The sequence below is a fragment of the Streptomyces sp. NBC_00370 genome (assembly GCF_036084755.1).
In the GTDB taxonomy this organism is placed as follows: Bacteria; Actinomycetota; Actinomycetes; order Streptomycetales; family Streptomycetaceae; genus Streptomyces.
This window is the reverse complement of record NZ_CP107968.1, coordinates 1039862-1053847: the sequence shown is the minus strand read 5'-3', so window position 1 is coordinate 1053847 and position 13986 is coordinate 1039862. Positions and strand designations below refer to the sequence as shown.

Annotated in this window: 12 protein-coding genes; 6 read left to right on the top strand and 6 right to left on the bottom strand. The window is 70.4% G+C overall.

The window, feature by feature from the left end:
- Positions 1 to 200: 200 nt before the first annotated feature.
- From OHS57_RS04550 to OHS57_RS04530, 5 genes are read left to right on the top strand one after another with little or no spacing between them, the layout of a single operon-like run.
- On the top strand, positions 201 to 1604 hold the full coding sequence (locus OHS57_RS04550) for an aldehyde dehydrogenase family protein (protein WP_328581105.1): 1404 nt from the start codon (positions 201 to 203) through the stop codon (positions 1602 to 1604).
- Entirely contained in the window at positions 1601 to 3121 is a 1521-nt protein-coding gene (locus tag OHS57_RS04545; RefSeq protein WP_328581104.1) for a sugar ABC transporter ATP-binding protein, read from the top strand. Before OHS57_RS04550 ends, OHS57_RS04545 begins: the two co-directional genes overlap by 4 nt.
- Positions 3118 to 4167: an ABC transporter permease gene (locus OHS57_RS04540; protein ID WP_078864046.1), complete on the top strand. Its 1050-nt coding sequence runs from the start codon at positions 3118 to 3120 to the stop codon at positions 4165 to 4167. The genes OHS57_RS04545 and OHS57_RS04540 overlap by 4 nt, the downstream gene beginning before the upstream one ends.
- A 2-nt stretch (positions 4168 to 4169) precedes the next feature.
- A complete protein-coding gene (locus tag OHS57_RS04535) occupies positions 4170 to 5135 on the top strand; it encodes a substrate-binding domain-containing protein (protein ID WP_328581103.1) in 966 nt (321 codons plus the stop codon).
- Positions 5136 to 5149: 14 nt separating this feature from the next.
- On the top strand, positions 5150 to 6595 hold the full coding sequence (locus tag OHS57_RS04530) for a mucin-5B (protein WP_328581102.1): 1446 nt from the start codon (positions 5150 to 5152) through the stop codon (positions 6593 to 6595).
- Positions 6596 to 6647: 52 nt separating this feature from the next.
- Here OHS57_RS04530 and OHS57_RS04525 read toward each other — a convergent pair whose 3' ends face one another.
- The 5 genes from OHS57_RS04525 to OHS57_RS04505 form a co-directional block, all read right to left on the bottom strand.
- Complete coding sequence (locus OHS57_RS04525) at positions 6648 to 7919, bottom strand: RNA polymerase sigma factor (RefSeq protein WP_443043053.1); 1272 nt, start codon at positions 7917 to 7919, stop codon at positions 6648 to 6650.
- A complete protein-coding gene (locus tag OHS57_RS04520; protein ID WP_041998277.1) occupies positions 7907 to 8233 on the bottom strand; it encodes a YciI family protein in 327 nt (108 codons plus the stop codon). Before OHS57_RS04520 ends, OHS57_RS04525 begins: the two co-directional genes overlap by 13 nt.
- Positions 8234 to 8532: 299 nt before the next feature.
- Positions 8533 to 9291 carry a glycoside hydrolase family 75 protein gene (locus OHS57_RS04515; protein WP_328581100.1) on the bottom strand — a complete coding sequence of 253 codons (759 nt, stop codon included), beginning with the start codon at positions 9289 to 9291 and terminating at the stop codon, positions 8533 to 8535.
- Positions 9292 to 9332: 41 nt separating this feature from the next.
- Positions 9333 to 9818: an NUDIX domain-containing protein gene (locus OHS57_RS04510; protein WP_328581099.1), complete on the bottom strand. Its 486-nt coding sequence runs from the start codon at positions 9816 to 9818 to the stop codon at positions 9333 to 9335.
- Between the two features lie 128 nt (positions 9819 to 9946).
- Positions 9947 to 12055 (bottom strand): discoidin domain-containing protein, encoded by a 2109-nt coding sequence (locus OHS57_RS04505; protein ID WP_241778894.1) that lies wholly within the window; start codon positions 12053 to 12055, stop codon positions 9947 to 9949.
- 433 nt (positions 12056 to 12488) lie between these two features.
- On the opposite strand from OHS57_RS04505, the gene OHS57_RS04500 reads away from it, so the two are divergent.
- Complete coding sequence (locus tag OHS57_RS04500) at positions 12489 to 13235, top strand: SDR family oxidoreductase (protein ID WP_041998286.1); 747 nt, start codon at positions 12489 to 12491, stop codon at positions 13233 to 13235.
- On the opposite strand, the gene OHS57_RS04495 is transcribed toward OHS57_RS04500, so the two are convergent.
- The gene (locus OHS57_RS04495; protein ID WP_328581098.1) at positions 13228 to 13965 is read right to left on the bottom strand and encodes a TetR/AcrR family transcriptional regulator; all 738 of its coding nucleotides are present in this window, start codon (positions 13963 to 13965) and stop codon (positions 13228 to 13230) included. The two genes, OHS57_RS04500 and OHS57_RS04495, sit on opposite strands and share 8 nt — an antisense overlap.
- Positions 13966 to 13986: the final 21 nt, after the last annotated feature.

Genomic DNA, 13986 nt, shown 5'->3' with positions numbered 1-13986 from the left:
GGTGGCCAACCGTCGTCAGGCCCTCTTCCGGCGTACCGGAACCGGTCACTCTGCGTTCATTCCGCAGGGAAGGGAAAGGGCCCGGAGGGTCCTTCACCGGTTTTGTTAGATGTGTTGACGAATTGCTGACGGTGCGCCAGCATCGCAGGAATTCTGTGAGACGAACCGCACCTGCCGAGGTCCCTACAGGAGAGCCACGCATGTCGAGCCGTACCGCAACGCTGCCCGTGCGTAACCCAGGAACCGGTGAACTCCTCGGCGAGATAGAGGACTTCACCGACGCCCGCATCACAGCGGCTCTCGCGGCAGCCGCCGCAGGACACCGGGCCATGGCCGCGCTGCCCGCCTGGGAGCGATCCCAACTCCTCTTGCGCACAGCCGACTTGATCGAAGCGGAACAGGAATCGCTGGCCCGGCTGCTCGCGGCGGAGAACGGGAAACCACTCTTCCAGACGACCGAGGAGGTCAAGGCCGCCGTCCGGATCTTCCGGGGGTTCGCCGGTGAGGCGACCCGGCTGTTCGGCCGGCAGATCCCGCTCGGCGCCGTACCCGGCCTGGAACGCCATCTCGCCGTCACCGTACGGGAACCACTGGGCCCCGTCGCCGCACTGGTGCCCTTCAACTACCCGGTCGAGCTGTACGCCCACAAGGCGGCGGCCGCGCTCGCCGCAGGCAACGCCGTACTCGTCCACCCGCCCGTACGCTGTCCGCTCGCGCTCCTGCGCATCGGCGAGCTGGTGGAGCGGGCCGGTGCGCCGGACGGCGCACACCAGCTCCTCACCGGCGGTGTGCATGTCTCCCAGGAGCTGGCGGGCCGCCCGGGAGCCGCCGCCGTCAGCCTCACCGGCAGCACCGGTGCCGGCCGCGAGATCGCCCGCCGCGCCGCCGACACCCTGAAGAAGGTCCATCTGGAGCTGGGCGGCAACGACGCGCTGATCGTCTGCGACGACGCCGACGTGGCGGCGGCCGCCGAGGCCGTCGTCCTCGGCAGGCTCGCCCGTGGCAACGGGCAGATCTGCTGCGCGGTCAAACGGATCTACGTGCAGGACGGGGTGCACGACGCCTTCGTGGACGCCCTGCTGGCGGGCGCCGCCAAACTGACCGTCGGCGACCAGCTCGCCGACGGCACCGACGTGGGCCCGCTGATCAGCGAGGACGCGGCAGGGCGGGTGGAGGCAGCGGTCGCCGCGCTCGTCTCGGACGGCGCGCGCAAGGTCGCGGGCGGCGCCAGGGACGGCGCGTTCAGCACGCCCGCGGTCCTGGTCGACGTACCGCAGGACAGCCCGGCGCTCGCCGAGGAGATCTTCGGCCCGGTGGCGCCCGTCGCCCGGTTCACCGACCCGCTCGACGCCGTCCGGATGGCCAACGAGTCGCCGTACGGACTCCAGGCCGCCGTCTTCACCCGTGACATCAAGCGCGCCTTCAGCCTCGCCAACCGGCTCGACGTCGGCGGGGTCGTCATCAACGGCTCCACCGCGCTGCGCGCCGAGAACCTTCCGTTCGGCGGTCCCAAGGACACCGGCGGCTCGGCCGAGGGGCTGCACGACACGGCGCTGGAGTTCACCCGGCAGAAGACCATCGTCGTGATGGAGGCCCTCGGGTGAGCACGGCGACCCGCACCGCCCTGCGCGTCCGGGGGGTGCACAAGGCGTACGGCGCGACCGAGGTGCTGCACGGCGTCGATCTGACCGGACAGGCCGGTGAGGTGCTGGCCGTCGTCGGCGCCAACGGGGCCGGCAAGTCCACCCTCATCAAGATCCTCGCCGGTGCCGAGCGGATGAGCGCCGGCGAGTTATGGCTGGACGGGGAGCGCGTCGAGCTGCGCTCGCCGCACGACGCCCACCGCCACGGCATCCGCACCGTTCACCAGGAACTGACCCTGGTCCCCGAGCTGTCCGTCACCGAGAACCTGCTCATGGGGCACTTCCCCCGCCGCTTCGGCGGCCTGGTCGACTGGCGCGCCGCCCATGCCCGCGCCCGCGACCTGCTGGAGTCCATCGGCTACGGCGCCATCGACCCGCGTACCAGGGCGGGCGCGCTCACCGTCGCCCGCCAGCAGATGGTGGAGATCGCCAAGGCGCTGGTCACCGAGGGCGGCGAGCCGAAGGTGCTCGTCCTGGACGAGCCGTCGGCGGTCCTCGCCGGTGGCGATCTTGAGGCGCTGTTCGCGCTGGTCCGGCGGCTCCAGCAGCGCGGCGTGCTCATCGTCTACGTCTCCCACCGGCTCGCCGAGATCACCGAGCTGGCCACCCGCATCGTGGTCGTCAAGGACGGCCGGGTGGTCGCCGAGACCACACCCGAGCACACCGACGAGAACGAACTGATCCGGCTGATGGCGGGCCGCAGACCCGGACAGCTCTACCCCGGCCGGCGGCCGGAGCCGGGCGAACCCCTGCTCACCGTCGCCGGTCTGCACCGCACCGGCGAGTTCGCCGACATCTCCTTCACCCTGCGGGCCGGTGAGATCACCGGGCTCTTCGGCCTGGTCGGCGCGGGCCGCAGCGAACTGGCGCGCTGCGTGTTCGGCGCGGAGCCCGCGCGCGCCGGGACCGTCCGCACGGCGGGCGGGGCCGCCGACCGCTTCCGCACCCCGCGCGAGGCGATCGCCGCCGGGCTCGCCCTCGTCACCGAGGACCGCAAACGCACCGGGCTCGTCCTCGGCCTGACCACGGCGGAGAACATCGGACTCAGCACGCTGCGCACCACCACCCGGGGGCCGTTGCTGGACACCGGCAGACGGCGGCGGGAGGTCGGCCGGATGGTCGGCGAACTGGACATCAGGCCCGCGCACGCGGCCAGGCTGCCGGTACGCGCGCTCAGCGGCGGCAACCAGCAGAAGGCGGTCCTCGCCAAATGGCTGCTCACCCGGCCGCGGGTGCTGCTGCTCGACGAGCCGACCCGGGGCGTCGACATGGCCACCCGCGCCGAGATCTACCGGATGCTCGACGAACTCGCCAGGGACGGGATGGCCGTCCTGCTCATCTCCTCGGACCTCACCGAAGTGCTCGGCGCCACCGACCGGGTGCTGGTGATGCGCGAGGGCCGCATCGCCGCCGAACTTCCCTCTGACCGTACGACCGAGGACACCGTCCTCGCCCACGCGATCGGACACGCCGCATGACCGAACAGCTCACCACGTCCGCCGAGCCGCCCGCGGAAGCGGGCCCGGCGACCCCGGGGCGGCGGATGCCCCGGCTGGTCGTCGCGGGACGCGACCTCACCCTGGAGGCCGGGCTCGTCGTCCTGCTCGTCGCCTTCGTCGTCGTCGCCGGATCCACCACCGACGCCTTCCTCACCCAGGGCAACATCACCAACCTGCTCAAACAGATGGTCACCACGGGACTGCTCTCCTTCGGGATGCTCACCGTGATCCTCACCGGCGGGATCGACCTGTCGGTCGGCTCCGTGGTCGCCGTCTCCGGGATCCTGGCGGCCGGGCTCTCCTCCGGGCTGCCCGTACCGCTCGCCATGCTCGTCGGCATCGCGTCGGGCGTCGGCTTCGGCCTGGTCAACGGGGCGCTGGTGGCCCGCTTCCAGCTCGCGCCCTTCGTCGTCACGCTGGCCGCCCTCACCACCATCAGAGGTCTCGCCTTCGTCTACTCGGAGACCCCCGTGTCGCCAGAGAAGGAGAGCTTCTTCAAGCTCGGCTCGACCTCGGTCGGGCAAGTGCCCGTCTCCACGATCATCATGCTGGCGGTCTTCCTGGTCGGCGGGGTCTTCCTCAGCCGCACCCCGGCGGGCCGCTCGCTGGTGGCGATCGGCGGCAGCGCGGAGACGGTACGGCTCGCCGGCATCGGGGTCCGCCGCCACATCGTGCTCGCCTACACGATCAGCGGCGCCTGCGCGGGACTCGCGGGCGTCATCCTCGCCAGCCGGGTCGGGATCGCCCAGCCCAGCGTCGGCACCGCCTTCGAACTCGACGCGATCGCCGCCTGTGTGATCGGCGGGGCCAGCCTCGCCGGCGGCAAGGGCTCGGTGCGGGCCACCTTCGCCGGGGTGCTGGTGCTCGCCCTGATCAACAACCTGCTCAACCTCTACGACGTGCAGAGCTTCTGGCAGCAGGTGCTCAAGGGCCTGATCATCATCGCCGTCATCCTCGTACAGCGCACCGGCCGGTTCCGGGCGCCCGTGAGCGAACCGCATCCCGGAAAGGCAAGCTTGTCATGATCATGAGGAAAATATCCGGTGTCCTGATGGCCGGAGCCGTCGCCGCCGCGCTCGCCGGCTGCTCGTCCGACGGCGCGGGCGGGGGAGGCAAGGGCGACGGCTCGTACACCGTCGGGATCGCCAACTTCACGCTCAGCGGGCCCTACTTCATCGGCATGGACAAAGCGATCAAGGCACAGGCCAAGAAGAAGGACGTGGAGATCGTCTCCACCGACGCCGGCGGCGACGCCGCCAAGCTCGCCTCCAACGTCGAGGACCTGCTGAGCAAGAACGTGGACGCGGTGATCGTCTCCGGCGGCCCGCTGGAGTCCGCGCCCGCCGTCCTCAACTCCATCAAAGCGGCGGGCAAGCCCGCAGTGCTGGTCGACCGCAAGTTCCGCAGCGGCACCTACAGCAGCTGGATCGGCCCCGACAACGAGGCGATCGGCAAGCAGAACGGCCAGTTCCTCGCCCAGCACCTGCCCAAGGGCGGCACCGTCGCCATCGTCAAGGGCGGCCCCGCCGACAACAGCATCGGGCTCGACCGGACGAAGGGCGTGAAGGCCGCCCTGTCCCAGGCCTTCGGCATCAAGCTCGTCGAGGCGCCCGACTTCGGCGACTGGAGCACCGACGGCGGCCTGAAGGTCATGGAGAGCCTGCTCGCGTCGCACCCCGACATCAGCGCCGTCGCCTGCGAGAACGACGCCATGTGCCTGGGCGCCCAGCGCGCCGTCAAGGACGCGGGGCGCCAGGACAAGATCGTGCTGGCGGGCGTCGACGGCCAGACCGAGGCGCTCAAGGCCATCCTCGACGGCACCAACTACCTGGTCACAGGGCTGAACGACGCCGACCAGATCGGCAGTCTCGGCCTGGACAGGACCGTGGACATCCTCGACGGCAAGAAGACCGAGAAGGACACGGTCGTCCCCTCACCGCGCGTCACCAAGGAGAACGCAGAGAAGTACTACGACCCGGAGGGCAATTTCTGATGACCGGAACCCCCATGCCCGGAAACCCCGCCCCACCACGCAGACCACGGCCGCGCAGGAGGCAGCAGTACGCCGTCGCCGCACTCGTCTGCGCCGCGCTCACCGTGCCCCTCTCCCTCTCCACGGCGAACGCCGCACCGGAGGCCTCGGCGGGCAAGAAGCCCACGAAGCCGCAGGCGGCGGCGCCCCGCTGGAAGCTGCTGCACTCCGAGGACTTCGCCAAGCCCCTCGACCCCGGCCACACACCGTGGACGAAGGAGACGTACGACCACCCCTTCGACACGATCATGGAAGACAACGGGCAGTGGTACCACAACGACTACGGGGACGACTGGGACGCCGCGTTCAACTCGTTCGACACCTACCGCAAGGACTTCAAGGTCGGCGAGGACGGCTGGCTCACCGCCTCGCTGTCCGCGCGTGACGCGGACAAGGACGGCACGATCGAGAACGAGCCCACCATCACCAACGGCACCGAGGCGGGCAGGAGCGTCGCCGAGATGAAGGTGCCCAACCTGACCGGCGGCGCCATTCTCCGGCCCACCAAGGCCCTGCCCGACCGGTACCGCATCGAGTACCACCTCAAGACGATCAACTTCGGTGGCAAGCGCGGCGGCACCATCGACTACGACGACAAGATCAACGGCTACACCAAGGACGGCTGCAAGACCCAGCACCCCTGGGGCGAGGGCTCCAACAGCCCCGGCTGGGAGGGCGACGCCTCGGCGCCGTACTGCGAGTGGCAGGACGTGCGCGAAGGCCCGTACGGCTACAACGGCTTCCACTACCTGGGCATCGTCGACTTCGCCGACCCCGCGCCCCGCAACAACCACTTCTGGCACTACCGGCGCAAGGCGCTGATGGACGGGTTCTACGTGCACCCCGACCGGGCGGCCACCGGCGGCGGCGGGCGGGTCTGCGACCCGGCGACCAACACGTACCTGGACTACAAGGACAGCAACTTCAACACCGTCAACATGTGGATCAACGGACTGCCGAACTGGACCCCCGGCAAGGGCGGCCTGACCGGCAACTCCCAGTGGTTCATGACCAGCTGCTCCGGCGGCGTCGCCGAGAACCAGCTGTCGTCCGCCGCCGAGCTGCAGCCCGAGCTGATGCCGAACCAGGACTACACGTTCGCGATCGAGCGCGACGCGACCGGCTACACCCTGGAGGCCACCGGCAACTTCGCCCGGGGCGGCAAGCGAACGCTGCGTTTCCACCGCAACTTCGTCGTCAACAACGTGCCGATCTGGCACTACAACGTCAAGGCGAGCGAGTACGACGGCGCGTACAACAACACCCTCGTCCAGAACGACAACAACGGCAGCGCCAGCTGGCCCGACCAGTGGCCGAAGGGCTCCGCGTACCCCGACTACTTCGTCATCGGGGACCTCTACACCAACGTGTACGAGGGCGACGCCAGCGTCACCGACATCAAGCTGTACGTGCCCAAGTAGCCCGCGGGCGACCGCCGTACGGACCATGGTCCTGGCCGTACGGCGGTCGTCCTCAGCGCCCCACCACCTCGGCCAGACGCCGGTCCAGATAGCGCCGCTCGGCGTCCGTCGGCGCGAGCGCCAGCGCCTCGCGGTAGGCGACGGCCGCCTCCCGCCACCGGCCGAGCCTGCGCAGCAGATCCGCCCGGGTGGCGAACAGCGGGAAGTACCCGGCCAGTTCACCCGAATCCCGCAGCGCGTCCACCAACACGAGCCCCGCTTCCGGGCCTTCGGCCATGGCGACGGCAGCGGCCCGGTTCAGCTCCACCACCGGGCCCGGCGCCATCCGCGCCAACTCGCGGTACAGCAGCGCGATCTGCGGCCAGTCCGTCTCGGCGGCGGTGCCGGCTGACGCGTGACAGGCCGCGACAGCGGCCTGCACCTGGTAGGGACCCGGCCTGCGCCGCAGCAGGGCCTCGTCCAGGACGGCCAGCCCCTCGGCGATGCCGTCCCTGTCCCACGTCGTACGGTCCTGCGCCTCCAGCGGCACCAGCGCGCCCTCCCCGTCCACCCGGGCATCGCGCCGCGCGTCGTGCAGCAGCATCAGCGCCAGCAGCCCCAGCACCTCGCTCTCCCCGGGCAGTAGACCCGCCAGCACCCGGGTCAGCCGGATCGCCTCGGCCGTCAGCTCGCGCCGCACCGGCACGGCGCCCGCCGACGCCCCGTACCCCTCGTTGAACAGCAGGTACAGCACGGCGAGCACCGTCGCCGTCCGCCCGGCGAGCGCGGGACCCGACGGCACCCGGAACGGGATCCCCGCCCGCCGGATCTTGTTCTTCGCCCGGACGAGCCGCTGCGCCATCGCCGGTTCGGAGACCAGGAACGCGCGGGCGATCTCGGCCGTGCTCAGCCCGGCCAGCGTCCGCAGCGTCAGCGCCACCCGCGCCTCGGCCGGCAGCGCCGGATGGCAGCAGGTGAAGATCAGCCGCAGCCGGTCGTCCGGCACGTCACCGTCGCCCGTCACCTCGGGGTCGGGATCCACGGCCGGCGAGCCGGGGAGCGAGCCGTCCGCGCCGGGCATCCGTGCCACCTTCCGCAACGTCGCCGCCTCGGTCGCCGACCGGCGCAGCCGGTCGAGGGCGCGGTTACGGGCCGTGGTGGTGAGCCACGCGCCGGGGCGCCGCGGCACCCCGTCGTGCGGCCAGCGCTCCAGCGCCCGCGCGAACGCGTCCTGCGCGCACTCCTCGGCCAGGTCCCAGTCGCCGGTGAACCGGATCAGGGAGGCGACGACGCGGCCCCACTCCTCGGTGCAGGCCGCCGCCACCGCCTCGTTCACTCCGTCCAGAACGGCCGCACCTCGATCATGCCGAACCTGGCCATGGGGTGCTTCGACGCGATCTCGACCGCCTCGTCGAGATCGGCGCAGTCGATGATGTCGAAGCCCCCCATCTGTTCCTTCGTGTCGGCGAACGGACCGTCCGTGAGCAGCACCGAGCCGTCGCGCACCCGGACGGTGGTCGCGGCCTCCGGGCCTTCCAGGCGCTGCCCGTCGAGGCGTACGCCACGGCCGTCCATCTCCTCGACCCAGGCCGTGGCGTCCAGCTCGCCCGAGGGTGCCTCGAACGGCTCGTCCGTGCAGATGAGCAGCAGATACTTCATCGTTCCTCCTGATGTACCGAAGCTGATGTGCCGAAGGCTGGTGTCCTGGAGCGGAGACCATTGCCTCACACCGGTACGACGCGCGGCCCCCTGCCGGATCGACAGGTCCGGCGAAAAAACTTTTCCCGGTCCGCAGGGCATACGCCGTGGGGGAGGGGGCACACGCATCTTCGAACCCGGGCTCGCGGCACCCCCCCCCGCCGACGGAGCTCGCCGGCCCCACCGGTAACCCCCCTCCACCGGTGGGGCCGCCCCCTTTTCCGGCGCCTTTCCTGCGCCGTCCCGCGGCCTTTCCCGCGTCAGTTGTCCCGGAGGAACTTCTTCGCGAGCTGGTCGCCCAGCCGGACCGCGGCTGCATGGTCCTCGATGGGGGAGACCCGGGAGTCCCTGAAGAGGATGTACGTGACACCCGACGGGACCCCGCCCCGCTCCGGGTGCGAAGGGATGCCCATCGCGGCGGCCGTCGCGTACGACGCCTCGCCGATGATCCCGGCGGGCCCGGTGTCGCCGACCACCGCGTACTGCACCCGTCCGTCGTGGATGACGGCCGCGACCCCGCCGCCGTTGATGCCGGACGCCGTGTAGTCCCAGGTGCCGCCCGGCGCCGGCACCACCACGTACGGCAGCTTCTCCGAGTTGAGCGGCTTGCCGTCCGACTGGGAGAACGCGGTCGAGTTCTGGAACCACCGGTCCGTCGCGCTGTTGCAGTGGGCGGTCACCTGGCCGTCACAGTCGATGTCCATGTCGGCCTGCCAGAACACCGCGCCCTTGGCGCCGCAGACCGGGACCGTGGCGGCGCCGTTGTCGTCCGTCCGGTACAGCCCTTTCGAGATCCGCGCGCAGTCCTTGACCCTGGCGAGCAGATCGGCCGCCGCGACGCTGCCCTCCCGCGCCGAGGCCGGGCCCGCCGCGCCCCGCCCGGACGGCTGCGTCGCAGCGCCGTGTTCTGCGGGCGACGCGGACCCGGCGAGGGCGATGGCGGACAGCGGGAGCTGGGGGAGTACCGCCGCTGCCAGCAGTACCGTGCCGGCGGCGGCGACGTGGGTGCGATAGCGCATGGGGAAGGTGCCCTTTCCTGGACGGCGTGGCCCTGACGGCCCTACGGGTGCGGACGGCGACCGTCCGATATGCGCTGTCCCAGCCGTTCGAGAAACACCCGCTGTCCCGCCACCAGCCGCGGCTCCGCCTCCGCCGCCGGGAACCACGCGAACCGGTCCAGCTCGGGGAACTCCTGTATGACCCCTGAGCCGCGCGGCCACTCCATGGTGAAGGTGCCCGGCACCGCGTCCGCCGGGTCCAGGTCGCCCTCGACCGCCCAGATGGTGACGACCTTGCCGCCGCGCTGCACGGACTCGCCGAGCGCGGTCCAGTCACCCTCGGGCGGCGCCAGGCCCAGCTCCTCCTGGAACTCCCTGCGGGCCGCGGCCTCCGGCGTCTCGTCGGGGCCGTACTCCCCCTTGGGGATCGACCACGCGGCCGTGTCGCGGCGCGACCAGAACGGGCCGCCCATGTGCCCGAGCAGCACTTCCACACCGGCGTCAGTGACCCGGTACACCAGAATTCCCGCACTTCGCTTGCCCGACATGCCGTCAATTCTGTTCGAAGCCGGTAACCCGCGCTCGAACTGATGCGCCGTCCGGGAACGGGGCGGGGCCCGGCCTCATGGTGAGACCGGGCCCCGCGTGTGCGGTGTGGCGTGTGCGGTGTGCGCTGTTACGGGAAGGAGACCACGTTGGACGGAACGGTCGAGGTGCCCGACGTGGCCGCCCCGGTGTTGTTGATCACGTGGTTGTACTGACCCATCCCGCCGAGGGAGACCACCAACAGGTCGTGGAACTTCACACCGGGCTTGACCGGTGCCTCGAACCCGCTGTTCTGATGGATGCTCGGGTCGGCGGTGTAGTTGCAGTAACTGCCGAGCCCCCAGCCCTCGTGGGTGTTGACGGAGTCGTCGACCTTGTAGGCGGCGAATCCCTGGGTGTTGCCGTTCTGGATCGCGGCCTGGTTGGGAGCGTCGTACGCCTTCTCGTTCTGGAAGAAGATCGTCTTGCCGTTCTCGCCGCTCCACCGGACGTCGTACTTGTTGAAGTGCTCGACGAACAGCCCGGTCGCCAGCACATTGGCGCCGCTGACATGGAGCCCGTAGTCGGCGCGGTTGGACTCCCAGCCCGCCCCGGCTCCGTGGTCGGCTCTCCAGATCCAGGTGTGGTCGATGATCGTGTCGTTGCTGTTGATCTCCATGCTGGTGGTCGCCTTGGCGGCGCCCGCGCCACCGATCCGGACGAACACGTCCTGGACGGTGGTCGGGTTCGCGGCGTGGCTCGCCGACGCGCCCTGGGGGCCGACCTGGAGGAGCACCTGCGAGTTGACCGTACCGGCGTCGATCAGGAAACCGGCCAGCTTGACGCCGTCGACGTCGGCGACCTTCATCGCGTTCACGCCGTTGTCCGGGATGATCGTCGCGTAACCGAGGCCGAGCACCACGGTGTTGGCCCGGGTCACGTTGATCGTCTGGTCGACGTGGTAGATGCCCGGGGTGAAGAGCAGGTTGAGGCCCTGGGCCAGTGCCGCGTTGATCGTCGCCGCGGTCGCGCCGGGCTTGACGACGTAGAACTGGTCGAGACCGATCGAGTCACCCTGCGGGGTGCCGTTCCACGAGACGCCGCGCGCGTTGGTGCGCTTGGCCGGAACGAAGACCTTGTAGGTGTTGCCGTCCAGGTAGAGGAACGGCTTCTCCCGCGAGGTCGGGGTGTTGTTCAGCGTGGTGTAGGGCGGGTTCGGGAAGCTCTGGGCAGGCGCGCCCTCGACACCCGAGAACACCTGGTTCCAGACACCGTTGCTGAAGCCGCCGATCGAGCTGTCCCGCGTGTACCACTGCTGCTGCGAGTAGTTGCCGATGCTGCCGTCGATCTTGCTGTCGGCGATGTAGCCGCCACTGGCCCAGCCGTAGCCGTTGGGCGCCAGGTTGAGCCCGCCCTTGACGTGCATACGGCGGAACGGCGCGGCCTGGGCGACGGCCCAGCGGTCGGTGCCGTTCACCGGGGTGAGCGCCAGGTTCTCGGCGGAGCGCCAGAAGTTCTGGGTCGCGTTGCCGTTGAACCAGCCGGCGTCCACGGTCACGTCACCGTTGATGTTGGTGTCGTCGGGCTTGAGACCGAGACCCGCGATCGAGGTGTAGAAGCCGAGCTGGGCGTTGAGGTTGTTGTACGTGCCCGGCTTGAAGAGCAGTTCGTAGCGGCCCGTGCCGAACTGGGCCGACTCCTGCTGCGCGAAGATCTGGTCCAGCGTGCCCTGGATGTTGGGCGTCGACGGGTCGAAGACCTTGACGTTGGGACCGAGGTCACCGCCGCCCTGGATCGGGCCGCCGGGGTTCGAGCCGCCGTCCGTGCCGCCGTAGACCTGGAACTCCCAGAGGGAGTAGCCGTACTGGGTGGCGCGGGTGGTGCCGGTCAGCTTCACGTAGCGGGCGTTGCCCGTGACGTTGAGCGTCTCGTTGCCGCCGGGGCCCGTGGTGGTGGAGTACGCCTGCGTCCAGCTGGAGCCGTTGGTGGAGAACTCGATCTTGTACGCCTTGGCGTACGCGGTCTCCCAGCGGAGCTGGATCTGGGTGACGGCCTGGGTGGAGCCCAGGTCGATCTGGATCCACTGCGGGTCGGAGGCGGCGCTCGACCAGCGGGTGCCGTTGTTGCCGTCAACGGCGTTGACGGCGGGGGTGCCGCCGTTCTCCGTGCTGGAGACCGTCACCGGCTTGCCCTGGGAGAGCAGGGTCGGCGCCGCGCTGGCCGTTGTGGTGGGGATGAAGAGCAACAGCGAGGCGAGCATGGAGGCCGCGACCGCGGCGACCACTCCTCGCCTGCGCGTGGGCGAGGGTCTCCGGAACCGTGGGAGACCGAGCGAAGCAGCATGCATGGGCATGTCTCCTGAATCATCAGACAACGGGCAAGGCGCTGCGGGAAAGAACTCGGAGAGCGCTCTCTGGGTAATGGTGATGGTTCCCCCGTGTTTCGTACACGTCAAGAGTTGTGCACGGACCGAGTCGGTCCGGTTCGGTTGTGCACAACAAGTAACCGCCAGGAAACGGCAGTTGTCCCAAGTTGTGCGGAGTCTCAGGTGACGTTGTTTCAGAATCTGACGGCGGCGACCCGCTGGGGAAACATTGCCGCGTGGCCTTCGTATCGTCGTTAACTCGTGAGTGTTAACGTTGCTCTGTCGGGGTGCGGTGAGCGCGTCCCGTGGACCGGAACGGAGCTTCGTCATGGCTGAGAACACCCCTGCCGCCCGCCGGGTGGCCGTCGTCACCGGCGGGTCGCGCGGCATCGGCAGGCAGAGCGCCGAGCGGCTGGCGGCGGACGGGCTGGCCGTCGTCGTCAACTACGCGGGGAACACGGCCGAGGCGCGGGCCACGGTCGAGGCCATCACCGCCGCCGGCGGACAGGCCGTCGCCGTACAGGCCGACGTGGCGGACGAGCAGGCCGTCGCGACCCTCTTCGACACCGCGGAGGAGACCTTCGGCGGGGTCGACGTGGTGGTGAACGCGGCCGGGGTGATGGTCGTGAAGCCGCTGGTGGAGCTGGGTCTCGACGACCTGGACCGGATGCTCCGCACGAACGTCAGGGGCACGTTCGTCGTCAACCAGCAGGCCGCGCGCCGGGTGCGCACGGGCGGCGCGATCCTGAACTTCTCCAGCAGCGTCGTCGGTCTCGCGTTCCCCGGCTACAGCGGTTACGCGGCGACCAAGGGCGCCGTCGAGGCGATGACCCTCGTCCTCGCCAGGGAACTGCGCGGCCGGGACATCACCGTCAACACCGTGGCGCCGGGCCCGACCGCCACCGCGCTGTTCCTGGACGGCAAGGACGAGAAGGCCGTCGCGGAGCTGGCGGCCGCGCCGCCGCTGGAGCGGCTCGGCACCCCGGAGGACATCGCCGAGGTGGTCTCCTTCCTGGCCGGCCCCTCGCGCTGGATCAACGGTCAGCGCCTGCGGGCCAACGGCGGCATCATCTGACGTCCCCCGGCCGCCGCGCGTCGGACAGCCGGTCCAGCCACTCGGTGAGCAACGTGCTCTCGGCGGGGCTCAGTTCGGCGGGCGGTGACTGCCGCAGCAGCGCACCGAGGCGCGCCGCCGCCGCGGACGTACCGGCGCCGGCGGGGGTACCGGCGCCGGCGGGCGTGCCCCGGGTGGCGGTCACCGCCTCGTCCGTCAGGACCGAGGCGTGCACCGCGTCCCGTACCCGCACGGACATCCCGGCGTCGGTGAAGGTGGCCGGGCGCGACACCAGCATCAGCGACACACCCACATTGGCCGACATGATCATCTGGGCCGCCAGGGCCGGGGACATCCGCAGTCTGCCCAGGGCGGCCGCCCGCTCCAGGTCGTGGGTCAGGATCCGGTGGGACTCCAGCGCCGAAGCGGGCGGCTCGCGCATCGCGGGGGAGTTCATCAGCCGGTACAAGTTACGGTTCGCCAACGCGAATTCGACATGGCCGTTCCAGCCCTCGCGCAGATCCTCGACCGGATCGGTGCTCGGCTCCCGCCGCCGCTTGGTCTCCAGATACCGGTCGAAACCGTGGTCCACGACGGCCGACAGCAGGCCTTCCTTGTCGCCGAACTGCCGGTAGAGCACGGGCGCCCCGATTCCGGCGGCCTCACAGACCGCGCGCGTCGAGATGTCGCCGTTGGGCGACCTGGCCAGCAGCTCCGCCGCCACCTCCAGAATCCGTACGCGCGTGCTCATGGGCGGATGCTACCAACCGGC

Coding starts and splice junctions, on each gene's coding strand:
- OHS57_RS04520 (WP_041998277.1), bottom strand. CDS start 8,233: ATGAAGTATCTGCTGCTCATCTGCACGGACGAGCCGTTCGAGGCACCC.
- OHS57_RS04540 (WP_078864046.1), top strand. CDS start 3,118: ATGACCGAACAGCTCACCACGTCCGCCGAGCCGCCCGCGGAAGCGGGC.
- OHS57_RS04550 (WP_328581105.1), top strand. CDS start 201: ATGTCGAGCCGTACCGCAACGCTGCCCGTGCGTAACCCAGGAACCGGT.
- OHS57_RS04515 (WP_328581100.1), bottom strand. CDS start 9,291: ATGCGCTATCGCACCCACGTCGCCGCCGCCGGCACGGTACTGCTGGCA.
- OHS57_RS04530 (WP_328581102.1), top strand. CDS start 5,150: ATGCCCGGAAACCCCGCCCCACCACGCAGACCACGGCCGCGCAGGAGG.
- OHS57_RS04495 (WP_328581098.1), bottom strand. CDS start 13,965: ATGAGCACGCGCGTACGGATTCTGGAGGTGGCGGCGGAGCTGCTGGCC.
- OHS57_RS04510 (WP_328581099.1), bottom strand. CDS start 9,818: ATGTCGGGCAAGCGAAGTGCGGGAATTCTGGTGTACCGGGTCACTGAC.
- OHS57_RS04505 (WP_241778894.1), bottom strand. CDS start 12,055: ATGCTCGCCTCGCTGTTGCTCTTCATCCCCACCACAACGGCCAGCGCG.
- OHS57_RS04535 (WP_328581103.1), top strand. CDS start 4,170: ATGAGGAAAATATCCGGTGTCCTGATGGCCGGAGCCGTCGCCGCCGCG.
- OHS57_RS04500 (WP_041998286.1), top strand. CDS start 12,489: ATGGCTGAGAACACCCCTGCCGCCCGCCGGGTGGCCGTCGTCACCGGC.